Origin of the sequence: Amycolatopsis acidiphila (assembly GCF_021391495.1) — a bacterium.
In the GTDB taxonomy this organism is placed as follows: domain Bacteria; phylum Actinomycetota; class Actinomycetes; order Mycobacteriales; family Pseudonocardiaceae; genus Amycolatopsis_E; species Amycolatopsis_E acidiphila.
On record NZ_CP090063.1, the window covers coordinates 552,591 to 574,084 of the forward strand.

Consider the following 21,494-nt stretch of genomic DNA (forward strand, 5'->3'; position numbering starts at 1 on the left):
GGGTGGCTTCGAGCGTCGAGGACGTCCTCCCGCTCACCCCGCTGCAGCAGGGCATGGTGTTCCACGCCCTGCTCGGGGACCGGGTGGACGTCTACACCGTGCAGACGGTGCTCGCACTCGCCGAAGACGTCGACCCGGACCGGATGCGCGGCGCGGCGGAGGCGCTGGTGTGCAGGTACGCGAACCTGCGGGTGGCGTTCCGCACGCAGTCGTCGGGACAGTTCGTGCAGGTTGTCCGGCGTGCCGTCGACTTGCCCTTCCGGGTGACCGACGAGGTGGACCTCGACGCCGAGCGCGCCGAGCCGTTCGACCTCGCGCGCCCGCCGCTGCTGCGGTTCACCTTGGCAGGCAAGCGAACTCTGGTGCTCACCGCGCACCACCTGCTGTGGGACGGCTGGTCCGCGCCGATCCTGGTCCGCGAGCTGCTGGCGCTGTACCGCGGGGAGGCCCTGCCGCCGGTGCGCCCGTACCGCGAGTACCTGGCCTGGCTGTCCGAACAGGACAAGCCGGCGGCGGAACGGGCGTGGGCGGAAGCACTCTCCGGCCTCGACGAACCCACTCTCGTCGGCAGCCCGGCCGCCGGCTTTCCCCGTCGCGCGGAGTTCAGCCTCGACGTCCACGCGCTGGAACAAGCGGCGCGGAAGCATGGTGTGACGGTGAACGCCGTCGTCCAGGGGGCCTGGGCGCTGACGCTGTCGGCCCTGACCGGTCGCGACGACCTCGTGTTCGGCGCGACGGTGTCGGGCCGTAGCGCCGAGGTGCCGGGTGTCGAGTCGATGGTCGGCATGTTCATCAACACCGTGCCCGTGCGGGTGCGGCTGGCACCCCGCGAGTCGCTCGCCGGGTTGTTCGCACGCGTGCAGGCGGAGCAGGCGCGGTTACTGGAACATCAGCACCTCGGCCTCGCCGACATTCAGCGCGCCAGCGGGCACCCGAGTCTGTTCGACACCCTGGTCGTCTTCGAGAGTTATCCGATGGATGGCGAGATTCCGTTGCTGGCCGAGGTTTCCGTCCGCGACGCGACGCACTATCCGCTCGCGCTGCTGGTCGTGCCCGGGGAGGAACTCGTGCTGCGGATCGACCACGACCCGGCGCAGTTCCCTGACGTGTCCCGGATCGCGGAGTGGTTCCAGGAAGTCCTGGCCCGGTTCGTGACCGCCCCGGAGACGCAGGTGGGGCAGCTCGAACTGGTCGTTCCGGACGCTCCTGCCGAGCCCGTCGAGGTTCCGGTTACGACGTTGGCGGAGTTGTTCGAGGCGCAGGTGGCGTGTACGCCGGGTGCGGCGGCGGTGGTGTTCGAGGGTGAGTCGTTGTCGTATGCGGAGTTGGATGCGCGGGCGTCGGTGCTGGCGTCGCGGCTTGCGGCGGTGGGTGTGGGTCCGGATCGGATTGTGGGGGTTCGGCAGGATCGGTCGTTGGATTTGGTTGTGTCGTTGCTGGCGGTGTTGAAGGCGGGTGGTGCGTATTTGCCGTTGGATCCGTCGTATCCGGTGGAGCGGCTGGATTTGATGATCGAGGATGCTCGGCCGATGGTGGTGTTGCCGTGCGCGCTGGATGGTGAGGGTGAGGTGCGCAGGGCTGGGCCTGACAATGCGGCGTATGTGATCTACACGTCGGGTTCGACGGGTCGTCCGAAGGGTGTGGTCATCACGCATCGGGCGATTGTGAATCGTCTGTTGTGGATGCAGCATGAATATCAACTGACGCAGCAAGACGTGGTGTTGCAGAAGACGCCGTCGAGTTTTGATGTGTCGGTGTGGGAGTTTTTCTGGCCGTTGATCACTGGTGCGAAGTTGGTCCTGGCGAGGCCGGGTGGTCACAAGGATCCGGATTATCTGGCTGGGTTGATGGGCCAGGTGACGACTGTCCATTTCGTTCCGTCGATGCTGCGTGCTTATGGTGATCGTCCGTTGCCGAAGCGGGTGATTACCAGTGGGGAAGCGCTTTCTGCGGATATCGCGAGGCCGGGGATGCACAACCTCTATGGTCCGACTGAAGCCGCGGTGGATGTTACGCATTGGACGGTGACGGATGAGGTGGCGATCGGGCGGCCGGTGTGGAACACCCAAGTTCACGTCCTCGACCGGTTCCTGCGCCCGGCCGTGCAGGGTGAGCTGTACCTCGGGGGTGTCCAGCTCGCCCGCGGATATCTCGACCGCCCGGGGCTCACCGCAGAACGGTTCGTCGCCGGTCCGGACGGCGAGCGCCTGTACCGCACCGGCGATCTCGTGCGTCGGCACAACGGTGTCCTGCACTACCTGGGCCGCACCGACGACCAGGTCAAGATCCGCGGCTTCCGCGTCGAACTCGGCGAGGTCGAAGCGGCGCTCGCCGCGCTGCCCGGGGTGCGGCAGGCGGCGGCCGCCGTGCAGACCGAGCGGCAGCAACTGATCGGCTACGTCGTGGCCGAGCATGCGGTCGACACCTCCGCGCTGCGCCTGCCGGAGCACCTGACCCCGTCCGCGATCGTCACCCTCGACACGCTTCCCCTGACGCCAAGTGGAAAGCTCGACCGCAAAGCCCTGCCCGAACCGCAGGTCGAAACCGGCACCGGTCAGGCACGGGACCCGCGCGAAGAGATCCTCTGCGAGCTGTTCGCCGACGTGCTCGGCCTGGACACCGTCGGCCCCCGCGACGACTTCTTCGCCCTCGGCGGGCACTCGCTGCTCGCGACGAAGCTGGTCAGCCGGGTGCGCCGGACCTTCGGCGTGGACCTGCAACTGCGCGCGGTGTTCGACGCGCCCACCGCCGCACGTCTAGCCCAACTCCTCGACGGCGGCGTGCGCAGGCCCGCCCTCACGAAACGACAGAGGCCGGCTGAGATACCGCTTTCTCCGGCGCAGCGCAGTCTGTGGTTCCTCTACCGCCTCGAAGGCCCGAACCCGACGTACAACATTCCCTTCGCCGCACGCCTGACCGGGCCGCTCGACACCGACGCGCTGGACACCGCGCTGCGGGACGTCGTCGAACGGCACGAGTCGCTGCGCACGATCTTCCCCGGTGCCGAACCACGTCAGGAGATCCTCGAACCGCGGGAAGTGCTACCCGGCAGTGCCGGCCATTGCTTCCGGCTCGACGAGGAACCGCCGATCCGCTACGAGCTTCACCGGGTCGCCGAGAACGAGTACGAGTTCGTCCTCGTCGTGCACCACATCGCGGCCGACGAGTGGTCCGCGCGGCCGCTGCTGCGCGACCTCGGCGTCGCGTATGCCGCGCGCGTGGAAGGGAAAGCGCCCGACTGGGAACCGCTTCCCGTGCAGTACGCGGACTACACGCTCTGGCAGCTCGAGAACGCCGGTGACGACAAGGACTTCTGGCTACAGCAGCTCGACGGCCTGCCCGAGGAACTGCCGCTGCCCACTGACCGCCCCCGTCCCCGTACGCCGAGCCACCGGGGTGGCAGTGTCCGGCTGAAGCTGCCGGACACCCGCTGGCGGGCCCGCAAGCTCGGCGTCACCGACCTCATGGTCGGCCAGGCCGCGGTGGCCGTCCTGCTGCACCGGCTCGGTGCGGGCGAGGACATCCCGCTCGGCACGCCGACCGCGGGTCGCGCCGACGAGGCCCTCGACGACCTGGTGGGCTTCTTCGTCAACACGCTGGTGCTGCGCACCGACCTGTCCGGCAACCCGACGTTCCGGGAACTGCTGTCGAGAGTGCGTGAGACCAACCTCGACGCGTACTCCCACCAGGATCTGCCGTTCGAACGGCTCGTGGAAGCGCTCAACCCGGCGCGCTCGCCCGCACGGCACCCGCTGTTCCAGACGATGGTGTCGCACCAGGACCCGGCCACCGCCGAGCTCACGCTGCCGGGTATCACCACAACGCCGCTCGACCCGGGCGTGACCGGCGCCAAGTTCGACCTGGCCTTCCACTTCGCCCCCGGCGAATGCACCATCTCCTACAGCGCCGACCTGTTCGATGAGTCCACAGTGGACGTCTTCGGACAGCGACTTGCCCGGTTACTAGAGGCCTTCACGGAGGACCCGAACCGGCCCGTCGGGTCGGTCGACCTCCTCGACCCGGCCGAGCACGCGCAGCTGCGGAAGTTCAACGACACCGCCGAGTCCCGCCCGGTGACCACCCTGACGGAGATGGTCGAAGAGCAGGTCACCCGCACTCCGGACGCGATCGCCGTCGAGTTCCACGACCAGCGGCTCACCTACGCGGAACTCGACGCACGCGCCAACCACGTCGCGCGCACGTTGCGCGAGCTGGGCGCCGGGCCGGAGAAGACCGTCGGCATGCACTGGGAACGGTCGGTCGAGATGATCGTCGGCCTGCTCGGCGTCGAAAAGGCCGGAGCCGCCTTCGTGCCGCTGGAGCCGTCGTGGCCGCGGCGCCGCATCGCCGAGGTCTGCGCGAACGCCGGCCTGACGGCGATCCTGACCGGCGAGCAGCACGACGAACCCGTGCGAGCCCTCGGCACACCACTGGTACACCTCGACGGGTCCACTGCGGACCGGCTGAACCTGCGCATCGAACCGGAAAGCCTGGCGTACGTCATCTACACCTCCGGCTCGACCGGGACGCCGAAGGGCGCGATGATCCGGCACCGCGCGATCACGCACCGGCTGCTCTGGCAGCGGGAGATGCTCGGCTTCGGCTCCGGCGACGCGGCGTTGTTCAAGGCGCCGCTCGGGTTCGACATCTCGATCAACGAGATCTTCCTGCCGCTGGTCACCGGCGGCAAGGTGGTCGTCGCCGAGCCCGGCGGCGAGCGCGACATCGACTACCTCCTGGGGCTGATCGAGCGGCACGCGGTCACCTTCACCTACCTGCCGTCCTCGATCCTCGACCTGCTGCTGCAGCTCGACGGCTTTCCGGACCGGGGCGGCTCGCTCAAGCACGTCTGGTGTGGCGGCGAGGTGCTGACACCGGAGCTGTTCCAGCGGTTCCGCCGCAGCAGCGACGCGGTGATGTACCACGGTTACGGGCCCGCGGAGGCGACGATCGGCGTGAGCCATGTCGTGTACCGCGACCCCGAGGCGATCCGCGGCGCGGTGTCGATCGGCATGCCCAACGGCAACACCCGGCTGTACGTGCTGGACCGGAACCTGCTGCCGGTGCCCGTCGGGGTGCCTGGCGAGCTGTACGCGGGCGGGGTCTACCTCGGCCGCGGCTACCTCAACGACCCGAAGCGCACCGCCGATCACTTCGTCGCGGACCCGTTCGGGCCACCAGGTTCCCGCCTCTACCGCACCGGCGACCTCGCGCGGTGGCAGCCGGACGGCAGCCTGGAGTTCCTGGGCCGCGCCGACAACCAGGTCAAGATCCGCGGGATGCGGGTCGAGCTGGAAGAGATCGAGGCCGTGCTCGAACAGCACGAACAGGTCCGTCGAGCGGTCGTGCTGGTGCGCGAGCAGGGCCTCGTCGGCTACTGCCTCGGCTCGGAGCACGACGGCGTCGGCGACTGGTTGCGCCAGCGGCTGCCCGAGCACATGGTGCCCAAGCGGTTCGTCTTCCTCGACGAGTTCCCGTTGCTGCCCTCGGGCAAGGTGAACCGCGGGGCGCTGCCCGAACCACCTGCGGAGACGACCACCCGGGCGCCGGTCACCGAGCCGGAAAAAGTCCTTTGTGGACTGATGGCTGACCTGCTGCGGCTGCCGGAGGTCGGGGCCGAGGACAGCTTCTTCGCCCTCGGCGGGGACAGCATCCTGTCCATCCGGTTCGTGAGCAAGGCCCGCGCAGCCGGGCTGGCGATCTCGCCACGGCAGGTGTTCGAGCACCAGACCGCGGCCGCGCTTGCTCGTGCGGTGGAGGCGGCGTCGGTCACCGTGCACGACGACGGCACGGGCGAGGTGCCGCTCACGCCGATCATGCGCTGGTGGGCCGGGACCGGCGACGACGCGATGCACCAGGCCGCGCTGCTGCGGGTGCCCGAGCCGTTCGCGCCGGACGCGTTCGAGCAGGTGCTGCAGGACGTGCTCGACCAGCACGACCTGCTGCGTGCGCGGTTGGGCGACGAGGTCCTGCACGTCCCGCCGCCGGGCTCGCTGGGTGCCGTGGTGGAGCACGTCGAAGGCCCGTACCGGCCGGAGAAGTACGACGAAGTGGTCGCTGCCCTCGATCCGCGTGAGTCGATGCTGCGAGCGGTGGTCTTCAACGGCCGCCTGCTGCTCGTGCTGCACCACCTGGTCGTCGACGGCGTGTCGTGGCGCATCCTCGCCGAGGACCTGGCCGAAGCCTGGACCGCGCGCGCCGCCGGTCGCCCGCCCGCGCTCGCGCCGGTGCCGACGTCGTTCCGGACCTGGGCCCTCGCGACCGCACGCCCGACGCCGGTGCAGGCGCGGAAGGCGGAGCCGGTCGCGGGCAGGCTGACCGTCGAACTGGGCGTGGCCGAGACCCGGAAGGTGCTGGAGGGCAAGCATTCCCGCGTCAACGAAGTGCTCGTGTTCGCGCTGGGTCAGGCGCTCGGGCCGACCGTCGTCGCGCTCGAAGGGCACGGCCGCGAGGAGCATCTCGTGCCGGGCGCCGATCTGTCGCGGACGGTCGGCTGGTTCACCACGGTGTTCCCGGTCGAGCTGGACCGGCCCACGCTGAACGAGGTCAAGCAGCAGCTGCGGGCGATCCCGGACAACGGGTTCGGCATGGACGTGCCCGACACCGACGTGAGCTTCAACTACCTCGGCCGGTTCGACCTCGGTGCGGGCTACTGGACGCCCGGCCCGGAGAAGCTGCCGGAGCCAGCGACGCAGCACCGTCCGCTGGAGATCAACGCACGCACCGAGGACGGCCCGGTGCTCAAGGCGACCTGGTCGTGGACGGACGAGCACAGCGAGGCCGGGGTACGCGAACTCGCGCAGGCGTGGCTGCAAGCGCTTTCCGGCGACACCGAGGCCGGCCTGACGCCGTCGGACGTCCCGCTCGTGTCGCTGAACCAGGGGCAGCTCGACAAGCTCGCGGCGAAGTGGGGGAAGAAGTGATCGAGGACATCCTGCCGCTCTCGCCGCTGCAGCAGGGCATGCTGTTCCACGCCCTGTTCGACCGGGACGCGACCGACGTCTACACCGTCCAGTTCGTACTCGGCCTCGACGGCGAGATCGACAGCAAACGTTTGCGCACGGCCGCGGAAACGCTGTTGACCAGGCATCCGAACCTCCGCGCGGCCTTCGTGCACGAGGACCTCGAGGACCCGGTGCAGCTGGTACTGGACGAGGTCGAGCTGCCGTGGACCGAGGTCGAGGGCGATCTGGCCGGGGTGCTGGAACGGGACCGCCGCGCGCGGTTCGACCTGGCCGAGCCGCCGCTGCTGCGGATGACGCTGGTCAGGCTCGGCGAGGCCGACCACCGGCTGGTGCTGACGAACCACCACATCCTGCTGGACGGCTGGTCGCTGCCGCTGCTGGTCAGCGAGCTGCTCGCCCTCTACGGCGGCGTCGAGCCGCCCCGCCCGCGGCCGTATCGCGACTACCTCGGCTGGCTGTCCACACGCGACAGTGCGGCGTCGGCCGCCGCATGGCGGGACGCGCTCGACGGCGCGGAACCGACCTTGCTCGCGCCCGCCGCATCCCGGGTGCCGACGCGTCCCGGCAAGATCCGGTTCGACCTGCCCGCCGAACGGCTCTACGGCCGGGCACGCGAGGAAGGGCTCACGGTCAACACGGTCGTGCAGGGGCTGTGGGGACAGGTGCTCGCGCGGCTGACCGGCCGTGACGACGTGGTCTTCGGCGCCACCGTGTCCGGCCGCCCCGCCGACCTGCCCGGGGTGGACTCGATGGTGGGCCTGTTCATCCACACGGTTCCGGTGCGGGTGCGGGCCGACGCGCCGCTGCGGGAGCTGCAGGCCGAGCAGTCACGCCTGATGGAGCACCAGTACCTCGGGCTCACCGAGATCCAGCGCGCCGCCGGTGCCGGTGACCTCTTCGACACGTTGATCGTCTTCGAGAACTACCCCATCGACTCGGACGCGGTGGGGGAGAGCGAAAGCCGCGCGGGGATCAGGATCAGCCAGGTCGAGGTCGACGACGCCACCCACTACCCGCTGACCCTGGCGGTCGCCGCCGAGGATGCGCTTTCCGTCACCTTCGAGTACCGGCCCGACGTCTTCGCCCGCACGCAGGTCGAGGCGATGACCCGCTACTTCACCCGTGCCGTGGAGAGCTTCGCCGACGGTCGGCCGCTGGACCTGCTCTCACCCGGGGAGCACCGGCAGCTGGCCGAGTTCGGCACCGGCAAGCGGCTGGCGACCTGGCCGACCACGATGTCCGAGGTCTTCGAGGAGCAGGCCCGCCGGACGCCGGACGCCATCGCTCTGGTTGGCGGCGCCTTGCGGCTGACCTTCGCGCAGGTGAACAGGCGCGCGAACCACGTCGCCCGGCTGCTCGTCGAGCAGGGCGCCGGACCAGAGCGGATCGTCGCGCTGAAACTGCCGCCGGGGCCGAAGATGATCATCGCGCTGCTCGCGGTGTTCAAGGCCGGTGCGGCCTATTTGCCGCTCGACCCGGAGTGGCCCGCCGAGCGGCTCGACCTGATGCTCGCCGACGCGCGGCCGGTCGTCGTCCTGACCGAGGTACCCGAAGGCGTGGCCGAGGACTTCGAGCAGCGCGCGCTGCCCGAGAACCCGGCGTACGTCATCTACACCTCCGGCTCGACCGGGACGCCGAAGGCGGTCGTGGTCACCCACCGGTCGATCGCGAACCTGCTGGTCAGTCATCGCACGGACCTGTTCGAGCCGGCGGCAGCACGGGTCGGGCGGCCACTGCGCGTGGCGCACGCGTGGCCGATGGCGTTCGACGCCTCCTGGCAGCCGGTGCTGTGGATGTTCGCCGGGCACGAGCTGCACCTTGTCCCGCCGGACGTCCGCCGCGACGCCGCCCTGCTGCGGGGCTTCCTCGCCGAGCACGAGATCGAGTTCGTCGAGCTGTCGCCGTCGTTGCTCGCGCAGGTCGCGAGCGAGCCGTGGCGCGGTTCGCTCAAGGTGCTCGGCGTGGGCGGCGAGGCCGTTCCCGGTCAGCTGTGGCGCATGCTGCGTGAGCAGGACGATCTCGCTGTATACAACCTGTACGGACCCACCGAGTGCACGGTGGACTCGGCCGCCGCGGACTTCGCCGACAGCGAGTCGCCGTCGATCGCATCGCCGGTCGGCAATGCCCGCGCGTACATCCTCGACCGGCGGCTGCGGCCCTGCCCCGTCGGTGTCGAGGGCGAGCTGTACTTCGCCGGCGCCGGGCTGGCCCGTGGCTACCTGGGCCGCCCCGGCACCACGGCCGAGCGTTTCGTGGCGGGTCCTGACGGTGCCCGGGTCTACCGGACCGGGGACATCGCACGCTGGACCGCGGACGGCCGCATCGAGTGCCTGGGCCGGGTCGACGACCAGGTCAAGATCCGTGGCTACCGGATCGAACCGGGGGAGATCGAGGCCGTGCTGGCGCGCGACGGCCGGATCGAGCGGGCGGTCGTCGTGCCGCGCGAGGACATCCCCGGTGTTCGCCGCCTGGTCGCCTACGTCGTCCTGCGCGACGGCGGCGTCGAGGGGCTACGGGAGCTGGCCACGGCGAGCCTGCCGGAGCACATGGTCCCGGCCGCGATCGTCGCGGTCGACAGCTTTCCCCTGACACGTAACGACAAACTGGATGTGAAAGCGCTTCCGAAGCCGGACTGCCGCGGCACCACCCGAGCCGCGCGCACCGATACCGAGGTGCGGCTCGCCGAGCTGTTCGCCGAGGTACTCGGGGTGTCCCAGGTCGGCGCGGACGACAGCTTCTTCGCCCTCGGCGGCGACAGCATCGTCTCGATGCGCCTGGTCGCCAAGGCCCGCGCGGCGGGTTTCGGCTTCAGCCCGCGCGATGTGTTCGAGCGCCGTACCGTCGCCGAACTCGCACTGGTGGCGGGCACGGCGCGGCGATCCGCCGACCCGGACGCGGGGATCGGTGACGTGCCGCTGACGCCGATGCTGAGCTGGCTCACCGAGAACAGGCCGTACGACCGGCTCAGCCAGGCGCGGCTGTTGTGCACGCCGCGCGGCCTCGACCTCCGCCGTCTCGAGGAACTCGTGCAGACCCTGCTCGACCGGCACGATGTCCTGCGGTCCACTTTCGACGGTGCCTTCACCGTCCGGCCTCGCGGCGAGGTGCGCGCGCCGGTCCGTCGCGTCGAGCTCGCGGAGGTCGCCGCGCAGCTGCCGGACGTGCTGGAAGCGGAACTTCGCGAGCTGGACCCGGCCCGCGGCGAGCTGGCGCGGTTCGTGTGGTTCGACGGCGGCCCGGAAAACGACGGCCGGCTGCTGATCCTGCTGCACCACCTCGTGGTCGACGGGGCGTCCTGGGGGATCCTGGTGCCGGAGCTGGCCGAGCTGTGGCAGGGACGCGAGCTGTCGCCGGTCGGCACGTCTTTCCGCGAGTGGGCGAAAGCGCTTCCCGAAGTCGCGCGGGCGAAGGCCTCGGAGCTGGATTTGTGGCGGGACGTCCTGTCCGGCCCCGACCCGGTGCTCGGCACGCGCAGGCTGGACCCGGCGACGGACACCCGGGCCACCATGCGCACGACCCGCACGGTCCTCGACGCCGAGCTCACCGGAAAGCTGCTGACAACAGTGCCCGAGCGGCTCGGCGTGACGATCAACGACGTGCTGCTCACGGCCTTCGCCCGGGCTGTCGCCCGCTGGCGTGGCGAGGACGGGGCCGTGCTCATCGCGCTGGAGGGGCACGGCCGGGAGGAACAGGTCGTGCCCGGCGCGGACCTGTCCGGCACGGTCGGCTGGTTCACCAGCGTCCATCCCGTGCGCGTGGACCCGGCCGACGTGCGCAAGGTCGCCGAGCAGCTGGCGCTGCCGGACCGGGGCATCGGCTACGGCCTGCTGCGGTACTCGAACCCGGACACGGCGGCGGAGCTGGCGCGCCTGCCCGAGCCGCAGGTCGAGTTCAACTACCTCGGCCGCCTCACCGTGGGCGAGACCGGCGGCGAACCCTGGTCCGGCGCGCCCGAGGTCGGCGCCATGGGCGGCGGTGTGGACGACGACATGCCCGCGCCGTATCCCCTCGTGCTCAACGCGCTCGTCCGCGGGCCGGCGCTGGAAGCCGACTGGCAGTGGGCCGGCGGGATCTTCACCGAGGACCGCGTCCACGAGCTGTCGTGTGCGTGGTTCGCCGCGCTGAAGGACATTTCCGATGAGTGACCTCGCCGCCCGCAAGCGCGAGCTGCTGCGCCGCAGGCTGGCGCAGGCCGGGCTCGCGAGCACCGGCCAGATCCCCCGGCGCGACCGCGAGGACGACCTGCCGCTGTCCTACGCGCAGTCACGCATGTGGTTCCTGCAGCAGCTCGAACCGGACAGTGCCGCGTACAACGTGTGCCTCGCGATCACCCTGCGCGGCGACCTGGACGCCGCCGCCCTGCACCGGTCTTTCCAACGGCTCGTCGAACGGCACGAGCTCCTGCGCACCCGCTACGTGCCCGGTGCCGACGGCGAGCCGCGGCAGGTCGTGGACCCGTTCGCGGTGGTGACCATGGCCGAGACGGACCTGCGTGCGCTGTCCGAGGACGACCGGGCGCGCGCCGTGGAAGCGCTTTCCCGCCAGGAGTCCGCACACGCCTTCGACCTCGAACGGGAGTACCCACTTCGCCTGCGGATGCTCCGCCGCGGCGACGACGACCGCGTGCTCGTGATGACCGTGCACCACATCGCGTGGGACGGTTTCACCTTCAACGCGCTGTCGCACGACCTGTCCGCGCTCTACCGCGAGGACACCACCGGCCGCCCGTCGGGGCTGGAGCCGCTGCCGGTGCAGTACGCCGACTTCGCCCTGTGGCAGCGGAAAACCCTGACGGACGAGCGGCTGAGCGGCGACCTCGGCTACTGGCGCGGCGTGCTCGATCCGATGCCGGAGAACCTGCCACTGCCCACGGACTTCCCCCGGCCTCCGCTGCGGTCCAGCCGTGGCGACCGTCGCTTCCGGACATTCGAGGCGACGCTGACCGAACGGACGACGACGTTCGCGCAGTCCCGCGGGGTCACGCCGTTCATGGTCGTCTTCGCCGCGTACGCCGCACTGCTGCACCGCTATACGGGTGCGACCGATGTGCCGATCGGTTCGGCTTCGATGAACCGCGACGCCGGCGAGGTCGAGCGGCTCATCGGGAACTTCGGCAACACCCTCGTGCTGCGCGCCGACCTGACCGGCGACCCGTCGTTCGCCCAGCTCGTCGAGCGCATACAACGGGTGTGCACCGAGGGTTACGCACACCAGGACCTGCCGTTCGACCTGCTCGTCGAGCGGTTGCGGCCGCCGCGGACGGCCGGCCGCTCGGTGCTGTTCGACGTGATGCTGCTGTTCCTGACCCAGGGGCTGCAGGGCCTCGACCTGCCGGGGGTGCGCGCGAGCTGGGAGACGGTGCACAACGAAACGACCCAGTTCGACCTGGCGCTGGAGGCGTTCCTCACCGACCGCCGACTGCGGGTCGAGGCGACATACTCGACGGACCTGTTCCGCGGCGGCACGATCGACCGGTTCCTCACACACCTGGAGTCCCTGCTCGCCGCCGCGCTCGATTCCCCGGAGCAGGGCATCGGGCGGCTGGACTACCACTCGTCGCGCCTGCCGAACGACACTGCCGTCGAGGTTCCGGTTACGACGTTGGCGGAGTTGTTCGAGGCGCAGGTGGCGTGTACGCCGGGTGCGGCGGCGGTGGTGTTCGAGGGTGAGTCGTTGTCGTATGCGGAGTTGGATGCGCGGGCGTCGGTGCTGGCGTCGCGGCTTGCGGCGGTGGGTGTGGGTCCGGATCGGATTGTGGGGGTTCGGCAGGATCGGTCGTTGGATTTGGTTGTGTCGTTGCTGGCGGTGTTGAAGGCGGGTGGTGCGTATTTGCCGTTGGATCCGTCGTATCCGGTGGAGCGGCTGGATTTGATGATCGAGGATGCTCGGCCGATGGTGGTGTTGCCGTGCGCGCTGGATGGTGAGGGTGAGGTGCGCAGGGCTGGGCCTGACAATGCGGCGTATGTGATCTACACGTCGGGTTCGACGGGTCGTCCGAAGGGTGTGGTCATCACGCATCGGGCGATTGTGAATCGTCTGTTGTGGATGCAGCATGAATATCAACTGACGCAGCAAGACGTGGTGTTGCAGAAGACGCCGTCGAGTTTTGATGTGTCGGTGTGGGAGTTTTTCTGGCCGTTGATCACTGGTGCGAAGTTGGTCCTGGCGAGGCCGGGTGGTCACAAGGATCCGGATTATCTGGCTGGGTTGATGGGCCAGGTGACGACTGTCCATTTCGTTCCGTCGATGCTGCGTGCTTATGGTGATCGTCCGTTGCCGAAGCGGGTGATTACCAGTGGGGAAGCGCTTTCTGCGGATATCGCGAGGCCGGGGATGCACAACCTCTATGGTCCGACTGAAGCCGCGGTGGATGTTACGCATTGGACGGTGACGGATGAGGTGGCGATCGGGCGGCCGGTGTGGAACACGCAGACCCATGTCCTCGACCGCTACCTGCGCCCGGTGCCGCCCGGCGTGCCCGGCGAGCTGTACCTCGGCGGCGTCCAGCTCGCACGGGGTTACCTCAACCGCCCCGGCCTCACCGCCGAACGGTTCGTCGCGCACGAGAACGGCCGCCTCTACCGCACCGGCGACCTCGTGCGATGGCGCGAGGACGGCGTGCTCGAATACCTGGGACGCACCGACGACCAGGTCAAGATCCGCGGTTTCCGCGTCGAGCTCGGCGAGATCGAGACCGCCCTGACCACGTTGCCCGGCGTGACGAGCGCGGCTGTCGTCGCGCGGCCGGAACAACAGCAGCTCGTCGGTTACGTCGTCGGCGATGTGCGAGACGCCCGGCGCGCACTCGCGAAGTCGCTGCCGGAGCACATGGTGCCCTCGGTCATCGTCGAGCTGGACGCGCTGCCGCTGACCCAGAGCGGTAAGCTCGACCGCAAGGCGCTGCCCGAGCCGACGGTCACCGTCACCGATGCGGAGCCGAGCACCGAGTGGGAACACGCGCTCGCCCGGCTGTTCGCCGACCTGCTCGAACTCGACCGTGTCGGCGTGCACGACGACTTCTTCGCGCTCGGCGGCCATTCCCTGCTGGCGACGAAGCTCGTCGGGCGCGTCCGCGCGGAACTCGGCATCGAACTCGCCATCGGCACGGTCTTCGACGCGCCCACCGTGGCGCGCCTGGCCGCCGTGCTGGACGACGGCGCCCACAAGCGGCCCGCACTCACGCCGATGCCGCGCCCGCGGCGCATCCCGCTGTCCTTCGCGCAACAGCGGCTGTGGTTCCTCTACCGGCTGGAGGGCGCGACCCCGACGTACAACGTGTCCCTGGCCGTGCGCATCGACGGGCCACTGGACGTCGAGGCGCTGCAGGCGGCACTGTCCGATGTGGTCGGACGCCACGAGGTCCTGCGGACCGTCTACCCCGAGTTCGAGGGGCGGCCGTATCAGCAGGTGCTCGATCGGACACCGGCGCTGCGGTTCGGTGGCACCCCCGAGGAGGCCGCCCGGCGCGCGTTCGAGCTCGACCGTGAGCCGCCGTTCGAGGCGCGGTTGCTCGACGGCCAGGTGCTGTCGCTGCTCACGCACCACATCGCGACCGACGGCTGGTCCGGCGAGCGCCTGCTGGCCGACCTGAGCACGGCGTACGCGGCACGCATGCACGGCCGGCGCCCGGACTGGTCGCCACTGCCCGTGCAGTATGCCGACTACGCGCTCTGGCAACGTGACCTGCTCGGCAACGACGCGGACCCGGAGAGCCTGTCCGCCATCCAGCTCGCGTACTGGCGCGAACAGCTGGCCGAACTGCCCGAGGAACTGCGCCTTCCCGCCGACCGGCCGCGTCCCGCGGTGCCGAGCTTCGAGGGCGATGCCGTCCGTTTTCGCCTGTCGTCCGAGACCCGCGCCGCGCTCGCCACGCTTGCGCGGGACACTGGCTCGACGGTGTTCATGACCGTGCAGGCCGCACTCGCCGCGCTGCTCGACCAGCTCGGCGCGGGCCCGGACATCCCGCTCGGCACCCCGGTCGCCGGCCGCACGGACGACGCGCTCGACGGGCTCGTCGGGTTCTTCGTGAACACGCTGGTGCTGCGCACCGACGTCAGCGGTGACCCCACGTTCCGCCAGCTCGTCGAGCGGGTCCGCCGGACCGACCTCGACGCGTTCGCTCACCAGGACCTGCCGTTCGAGCGGCTGGTGGAGGCGGTGAACCCGGGTCGCGCCATGGGGCGGCACCCGTTGTTCCAGGTGATGCTGGCCTATCAGCAGGCGCCGGCCGCGCCCGCGCCGTTCGGCGCAGCCTCGCTGCGCGAGGAGCACGTCGACTTCTACGCGGCGCGCATGGACCTCTCGTGCCACCTGTTCGAGGGCGTGGACGGGATCGACGGCTGGCTGGTCTACAGCAAGGACCTGTTCGACAGGTCCATGATGGACGATCTGGTGGGCCGGTTCGTCCGGCTCGTCGAGTCGATGGCGGGGGCCCCGGACCGGCCGCTGTCGGTGACGACCGTGCTCACCGACGCCGAGCGTGCGGTGACCTTCCCCGCGCACCCGGTCCCGCCGACGACGCTCACGGAGCTGATCGAGGCGCAGGTCGCGCGCACCCCCGAGGTCACTGCGGTCGTCTTCGAGGGTGAGTCGCTGACGTACGCGGAGCTGGACGCGCGAGCGTCGGCGCTCGCGTCGCAACTCGCGGCGGCGGGCGTGGGCCCGGATCGGATCGTCGGTATCCGGCAGGATCGCTCGCTGGACCTGGTCATCTCGCTGGTCGCGGTGCTCAAGGCGGGCGGTGCCTACCTGCCGCTCGACCCGTCCTATCCGGCGGAACGTCTCGACTTGATGATCGAGGATGCTCGGCCGATGGTGGTGTTGCCGTGCGCGCTGGATGGTGAGGCTGACGTCAGGAAGCCGACTCCGGACAATGCGGCGTATGTGATCTATACGTCGGGTTCGACGGGTCGCCCGAAGGGTGTGGTCATCACGCACCGGGCGATTGTGAATCGTCTGTTGTGGATGCAGCATGAATATCAACTGACGCAGCAAGACGTGGTGTTGCAGAAGACGCCGTCGAGTTTTGATGTGTCGGTGTGGGAGTTTTTCTGGCCGTTGATCACTGGTGCGAAGTTGGTCCTGGCGAGGCCGGGTGGTCACAAGGATCCGGATTATCTGGCTGGGTTGATGGGCCAGGTGACGACTGTCCATTTCGTTCCGTCGATGCTGCGTGCTTATGGTGATCGTCCGTTGCCGAAGCGGGTGATTACCAGTGGGGAAGCGCTTTCTGCGGATATCGCGAGGCCGGGGATGCACAATCTCTATGGTCCGACTGAAGCCGCGGTGGATGTTACGCATTGGACGGTGACGGATGAGGTGGCGATCGGGCGGCCGGTGTGGAACACGCAGACCCATGTCCTCGACCGCTACCTGCGCCCGGTGCCGCCCGGCGTGCCCGGCGAGCTGTACCTCGGCGGCGTCCAGCTCGCACGGGGTTACCTCGACCGCCCGGGGCTCACCGCAGAACGGTTCGTCGCCGGTCCGGACGGCGAGCGCCTGTACCGCACCGGCGATCTCGTGCGTCGGCACAACGGTGTCCTGCACTACCTGGGCCGCACCGACGACCAGGTCAAGATCCGCGGCTTCCGCGTCGAACTCGGCGAGATCGAGGCCGCCATCGCCGGCGTGCCCGGGGTGCGGCAGGCGGCGGTCGTCGTGCGGGACGAGCGGCTGATCGCCTATGTCGTCGGCGAGGCAGGCGACGTCCAGAACGAGGTCGCCGCGACCCTGCCGGAGCACATGGTGCCCGCCGCGGTCGTCCCGCTCGCGGAGCTGCCGTTGACCCCCAGTGGCAAGCTCGACCGGAAAGCGCTTCCGGAGCCGGACTTCGGGGCGCTCGCCGGCGACGACGAACCCCGCGACGAGCGGGAACGCACGCTCTGCGGGCTGTTCGCCGACGTCCTGCGGCTACCGCGAGTCGGCGTGCACGACAGCTTCTTCGAACTCGGCGGCGACAGCATCGTCTCGGTGCAGCTGGTCAGCCGCGCCCGTAAGGCGGGCATCACGCTGACCCCGCGGCAGGTCTTCGAACAACGCACGCCGGCCGGACTGGCCGCGGCAGGGGAGTTCGCCGTGCACGCCGACGTCCCGCACGGACGGGTCGAGCCGACACCGATCATGCGTTACCGCAGCCTGTTCCAGGCGATGCTCCTCGTCACGCCCGTCGATCTGTCCGAAAAGGACTTGACGCGCACGCTGCAGGCGGTCCTCGACCGGCACGACGTGCTGCGTGCCCGCTGGGACGGCGAAACCCTGGTCGTGCCGGAGGGTTCCTTCCCCGTCGAGGAAATACTCACCAATGCGACCGGCTCCCTCGACGACGAGCTGCTCGCCGCCCGCGACCGGATCACCGCCGACCGCCTGCTGCGGGTGGTCCGGTTCCCCGAGCGGGTGCTGATCGTCGCCGACCACCTCGTCGTCGACGGCGTGTCCTGGCGGATCCTGCTCGACGACCTCGCCGAAGCGTGGCGGGGGCACGAGCTTTCCCGCAGGGGCACGTCTTTCCGCCGCTGGAGCGAACTGCTCGCCGAACAGGACCGCAGCGGCGAACGGGACCTGTGGCGCGACATCCTCGACGGCGCCGACCCGGTGCTACCGCTGACGGCGCACGAGCCGGCGGTCACCGAGTTCACGGTCCCGCTGCCCGGCGGCAACGTGCAGCAGGCGCTGATCACGGCACTGGGCGAGGCGCTCGCCGCGCCGCACGCGGTGATCGCGGTGGAGGGGCACGGCCGTGCGGAGCAGATCGCGCCGGGTGTGGACCTGTCCGCCACCGTCGGCTGGTTCACCACGATCTTCCCGCTGCGCCCGGGCATGCGGGTCCAGGACCTGCCCGACAACGGTCTCGGCTACGGCCTGCTGCCACCGTTGGACCTGCCCGAGCCGACGGTGGTGCTCAACTACCTGGGCCGCGTCGACCTCGGCGACGGTTCCCCGTGGTCGGTCGCGCCCGAAGCGCCGATGCTGCGTGTCCCGCGGCGACCGGGCCGCCCGCCGGACTGGGCGCTGGAGGTGAACGCCGCCGCGTTGGGCGAGGACCTGCGGGTGAGCGTGGCGGCGCAGGACCCCGCGGTGGTGCGGCGCCTGCGGCAGGCACTGGCGAGTACCGGCCCGGCGCCGGACCTGGTGCAGATCGAACAGGACGAGATCGACGAGTTCGAAGAGGAGCTGGGCACGTGGTGAGTCAGCAACCGACGGCGGGTGAGCTCCTGCGGGAGGTCACCGACCTGCTGGGGCCCGAGGCGGCCGAGCTGTCGGAGGAGGACAGCCTGATCGAATGGGGCCTGGACTCGATCCAGCTCATGCAGGTCGCCAACAAATGGCGGCGTCGCGGGATCAAGGTCGGCTTCGCGCAACTGGCGAAGCGCCCGACGCTCGCGGGCTGGCGCGAGGTGCTGACCGAGGCGGCCGGGGTCGCGCCCGAACCCGCGGTGACGGTCGAGGTCGACGAGAGCGAACCGTTCCCGCTCGCCCTCATGCAGCACGCGTACTGGATCGGCCGCGACGAGGAGACCACGCTCGGCTCGGTCGCCGCGCACCTCTACGTCGAGTTCGACGGCCACGGCGTCGACGCCGCGAAGCTGGAGCGCGCGGTCGAAGCCCTGGTGCGGCGGCACGGGATGCTGCGCGCGAAGTTCACCGACGACGGCCGCCAGCAGATCCTGCCCGAACGGGCTCAGCCCGCCCTCGTCGTGCACGACGTCGACGACGAGCAGGAACTCGAACGCATCCGGGACCGGTCCTCGCACGCGCGGCTGAACGTCGCCGAGGGCGAGGTGTTCTCGATCCAGCTCAGCCGGCTGCCCGACGGCCGGACCCGGCTGCACGTCGACGTCGACATGCTCGCCGCCGACGCGCTGAGCTACCGCGTCCTGCTGGCCGACCTCGCGCGGTGCTACGAGCACCCGGAGGTCGAGCCGATCGGCTACAGCTACCCGCGCTACCTGGCCGAACGCGAACCCGCCCGGCAGGCCGACCGCGGGCGCGCCCGCGAATGGTGGCAGCAGCGGGTCCCCGAGCTGCCCGCCGCGCCGGAGCTGCCGCTGGTGCCCGAAAGCGAGCGCGGCGACGCCACCCGCGTCACGCGCCGGCACCACTGGCTCGCCCCGGAGGACCGCAAGCGGCTCGCGTCGCGGGCGCACGAACACGGCCTGACCCCGGCGATGGTCGTGGCGACGGCCTTCGCGGAGTCGCTCGCGTCGTGGAGCGGGCAACCGCGGTTCCTGCTCAACCTGCCGATGTTCGACCGGGAGAGCATGCACCCCGAGGCCGACCAGCTCGTCGGCGACTTCACCGGCTCCGTGCTGCTGGACGTCGACCTGTCCACCAAGGCGTCCTTTGCGGACCACGCGCGGACGCTGCAGGACCGGATGCACGCCGACGCCGCGCACGCCGCGTACTCCGGGGTCGAGGTGCTACGCGACCTGTCCCGGCACCAGGGCGAGCAGGTGCTCGCGCCGGTCGTGTTCACCAGCGCGCTGAACCTGGGCGAGCTGTTCGACGCCGACGTCCGCCGGCTGTTCGGCGAGGCGGTGTGGATCATCTCCCAGGGCCCGCAGGTGCTGCTGGACGCGCAGGTCACCGAGGTCAACGAGGGCCTGCTCATCAACTGGGACGTGCGTGAGAACGCTTTCCCGGCCGACCTGATCGACGAGATGTTCGCCGCCTTCCACAGCCTGATCACCCGGCTCGGGCAGCATGACGACGCCTGGGACCAGCCGGTCGGCGGCGCGCTGCCTGCCACGCAGGCCGCGGTCCGGGCGGAGGTCAACGACACCGCCGGCCCGCGCAGCGGCAAGCTCCTGCACGACGGGTTCTTCGAGCGGGCCCGGCAGCAGCCGGACGCGCCGGCGCTGGTGTGGTCCAGCGGCGAGCTGAGCTACGGCGAGCTGGCCGACCGGGCACTCCGGATCGCCGCGTCGCTGGAGGTCTCCCCGGGTGACACCGTCGGCGTGCGCCTGCCGAAGGGGCCGGACCAGATCGCGGCCGTGCTCGGCGTCCTCGCGGTCGGCGCCGCATACGTGCCCATCGGCGTGGACCAGCCCGAGGTCCGGGCGGAGCGCATCCGCCGGATCGCGGGCCTGCGGACCGTGCTGAGCAGCGCCGAGGCGACCGCCGAACCCCTGGCCGAGCCGGTGCGCGTGGCCGAGGAGTCGGTCGCGTACGTGCTGTTCACCTCCGGTTCGACCGGCGAGCCGAAGGGCGTCGAGGTACCGCACCGTGCGGCGATGAACACGATCGAAGACCTCAACGAACGGTTCGGGGTCGGCGGGTCCGACCGCTGCCTCGCCGTGTCCGCACTGGACTTCGACCTGTCCGTGTACGACGTCTTCGGCCTGCTCGGCGCCGGTGGCGCGGTCGTGCTCGTCGAGGAGGGCGACCGCCGCGACGCCCGGGCGTGGGCCGAACTCGTTGCCGCACAGGGGGTCACGCTGGTCAACTGCGTGCCCGCGCTGCTCGACATGCTGCTGGTCTCGGCCCGGCCTGGTGAGCTGACCGGTCTGCGGACGGTGCTGCTCGGCGGCGACTGGGTGGGCACCGACCTGCCCGGCCGGGTCGCCGCGCACGCGCCGCGCTGCCGGTTCGCCGGGCTCGGCGGCACCACCGAAACGGCGATCCACTCCACCGTCTGCGAGGTCCACGGCGTGCCCGCGCAGTGGCGTTCGGTGCCCTACGGGACCCCGCTGCGCAACGTCGCCTGCCGGGTGGTCGACGCCCGTGGCCGCGACTGCCCGGACTGGGTCGGCGGCGAACTGTGGATCGGCGGCGACGGCGTCGCCCACGGCTACCGCGCCGACCCGGCTCGCACGGCCGACCGGTTCGTCGAGTACGAGGGCCGCCGCTGGTACCGCACCGGCGACCTGGCGCGGTACTGGCCGGACGGCACGCTGGAATTCCTCGGCCGCCGCGACCACCAGGTCAAGGTGCGGGGGGTGCGGATCGAGCTCGGCGAGGTGGAGGCGGCGCTGGCGGAGCATCCCGCGGTGCGCCGCGGCGTCGCCGGGGTCGCGGGCAACCAGCTGGTCGCGGCCGTCTCGGGCGAGGTCGAACCGGAGGACGTGCGTGAGTTCGCGCGCACGATGCTGCCGCCGCACATGGTGCCGGCGCGGGTGGTGGTGCTCGGCGAGCTGCCGCTGACCGCCAACGGCAAGGTGGACCGGCGCGCGGTCGCCACGCACTGGGCCGCCGAGGCGGACTCCTACGTCGCGCCGGAAACACCGCTGGAGAAGGTCATCGCGAAGGTGTGGGCGGAGGTGCTCGAAGCCGAACGCGTCGGCGTCGAGGACCCCTTCTTCGCGCTGGGCGGGGACTCCGTGCTGGCGACGATGATCATCGGGCGCCTGCGCGAAGCGCTGGACACCAGCGAGGTCTCGGTCCGGACGTTGTTCGCGACCCTCACCGTGGGCGCGATGGCCGCCCGGCTGCTCGCCGAGGAGACCACGCCCGGCAGGCTCGCCCAGGTCGCCGAGATCTACCTGGAGGTCGACGCGCTGACGGAGTCCGATGTGGACGCCCAACTGTCCTGAA

At 70.5% G+C, this 21,494-nt stretch carries 4 protein-coding genes; all 4 read left to right on the forward strand.

The window, feature by feature from the left end:
• Positions 1–2: 2 nt before the first annotated feature.
• The 4 genes from LWP59_RS02815 to LWP59_RS02830 are packed head-to-tail and all read left to right on the forward strand — an operon-like array spanning position 3 to position 21,493.
• On the forward strand, positions 3–6,923 hold the full coding sequence (locus LWP59_RS02815) for a non-ribosomal peptide synthetase (RefSeq protein ID WP_233921968.1): 6,921 nt from the start codon (positions 3–5) through the stop codon (positions 6,921–6,923).
• Positions 6,920–11,110, forward strand: a complete 4,191-nt coding sequence (locus LWP59_RS02820) for a non-ribosomal peptide synthetase (RefSeq protein WP_222425752.1) — start codon at positions 6,920–6,922, stop codon at positions 11,108–11,110. The genes LWP59_RS02815 and LWP59_RS02820 overlap by 4 nt, the downstream gene beginning before the upstream one ends.
• Positions 11,103–18,149, forward strand: coding sequence for a non-ribosomal peptide synthetase (locus tag LWP59_RS02825; protein WP_233921969.1), 7,047 nt, complete (start codon positions 11,103–11,105; stop codon positions 18,147–18,149). The genes LWP59_RS02820 and LWP59_RS02825 overlap by 8 nt, the downstream gene beginning before the upstream one ends.
• Positions 18,143–21,493, forward strand: a complete 3,351-nt coding sequence (locus LWP59_RS02830) for a non-ribosomal peptide synthetase (protein WP_144643629.1) — start codon at positions 18,143–18,145, stop codon at positions 21,491–21,493. Before LWP59_RS02825 ends, LWP59_RS02830 begins: the two co-directional genes overlap by 7 nt.
• Position 21,494 lies beyond the last annotated feature (1 nt).

Excerpts from the sequence above, each read along its gene's own strand:
- LWP59_RS02825 (WP_233921969.1), top strand. The coding sequence starts at position 11,103 with ATGAGTGACCTCGCCGCCCGCAAGCGCGAGCTGCTGCGCCGCAGGCTG.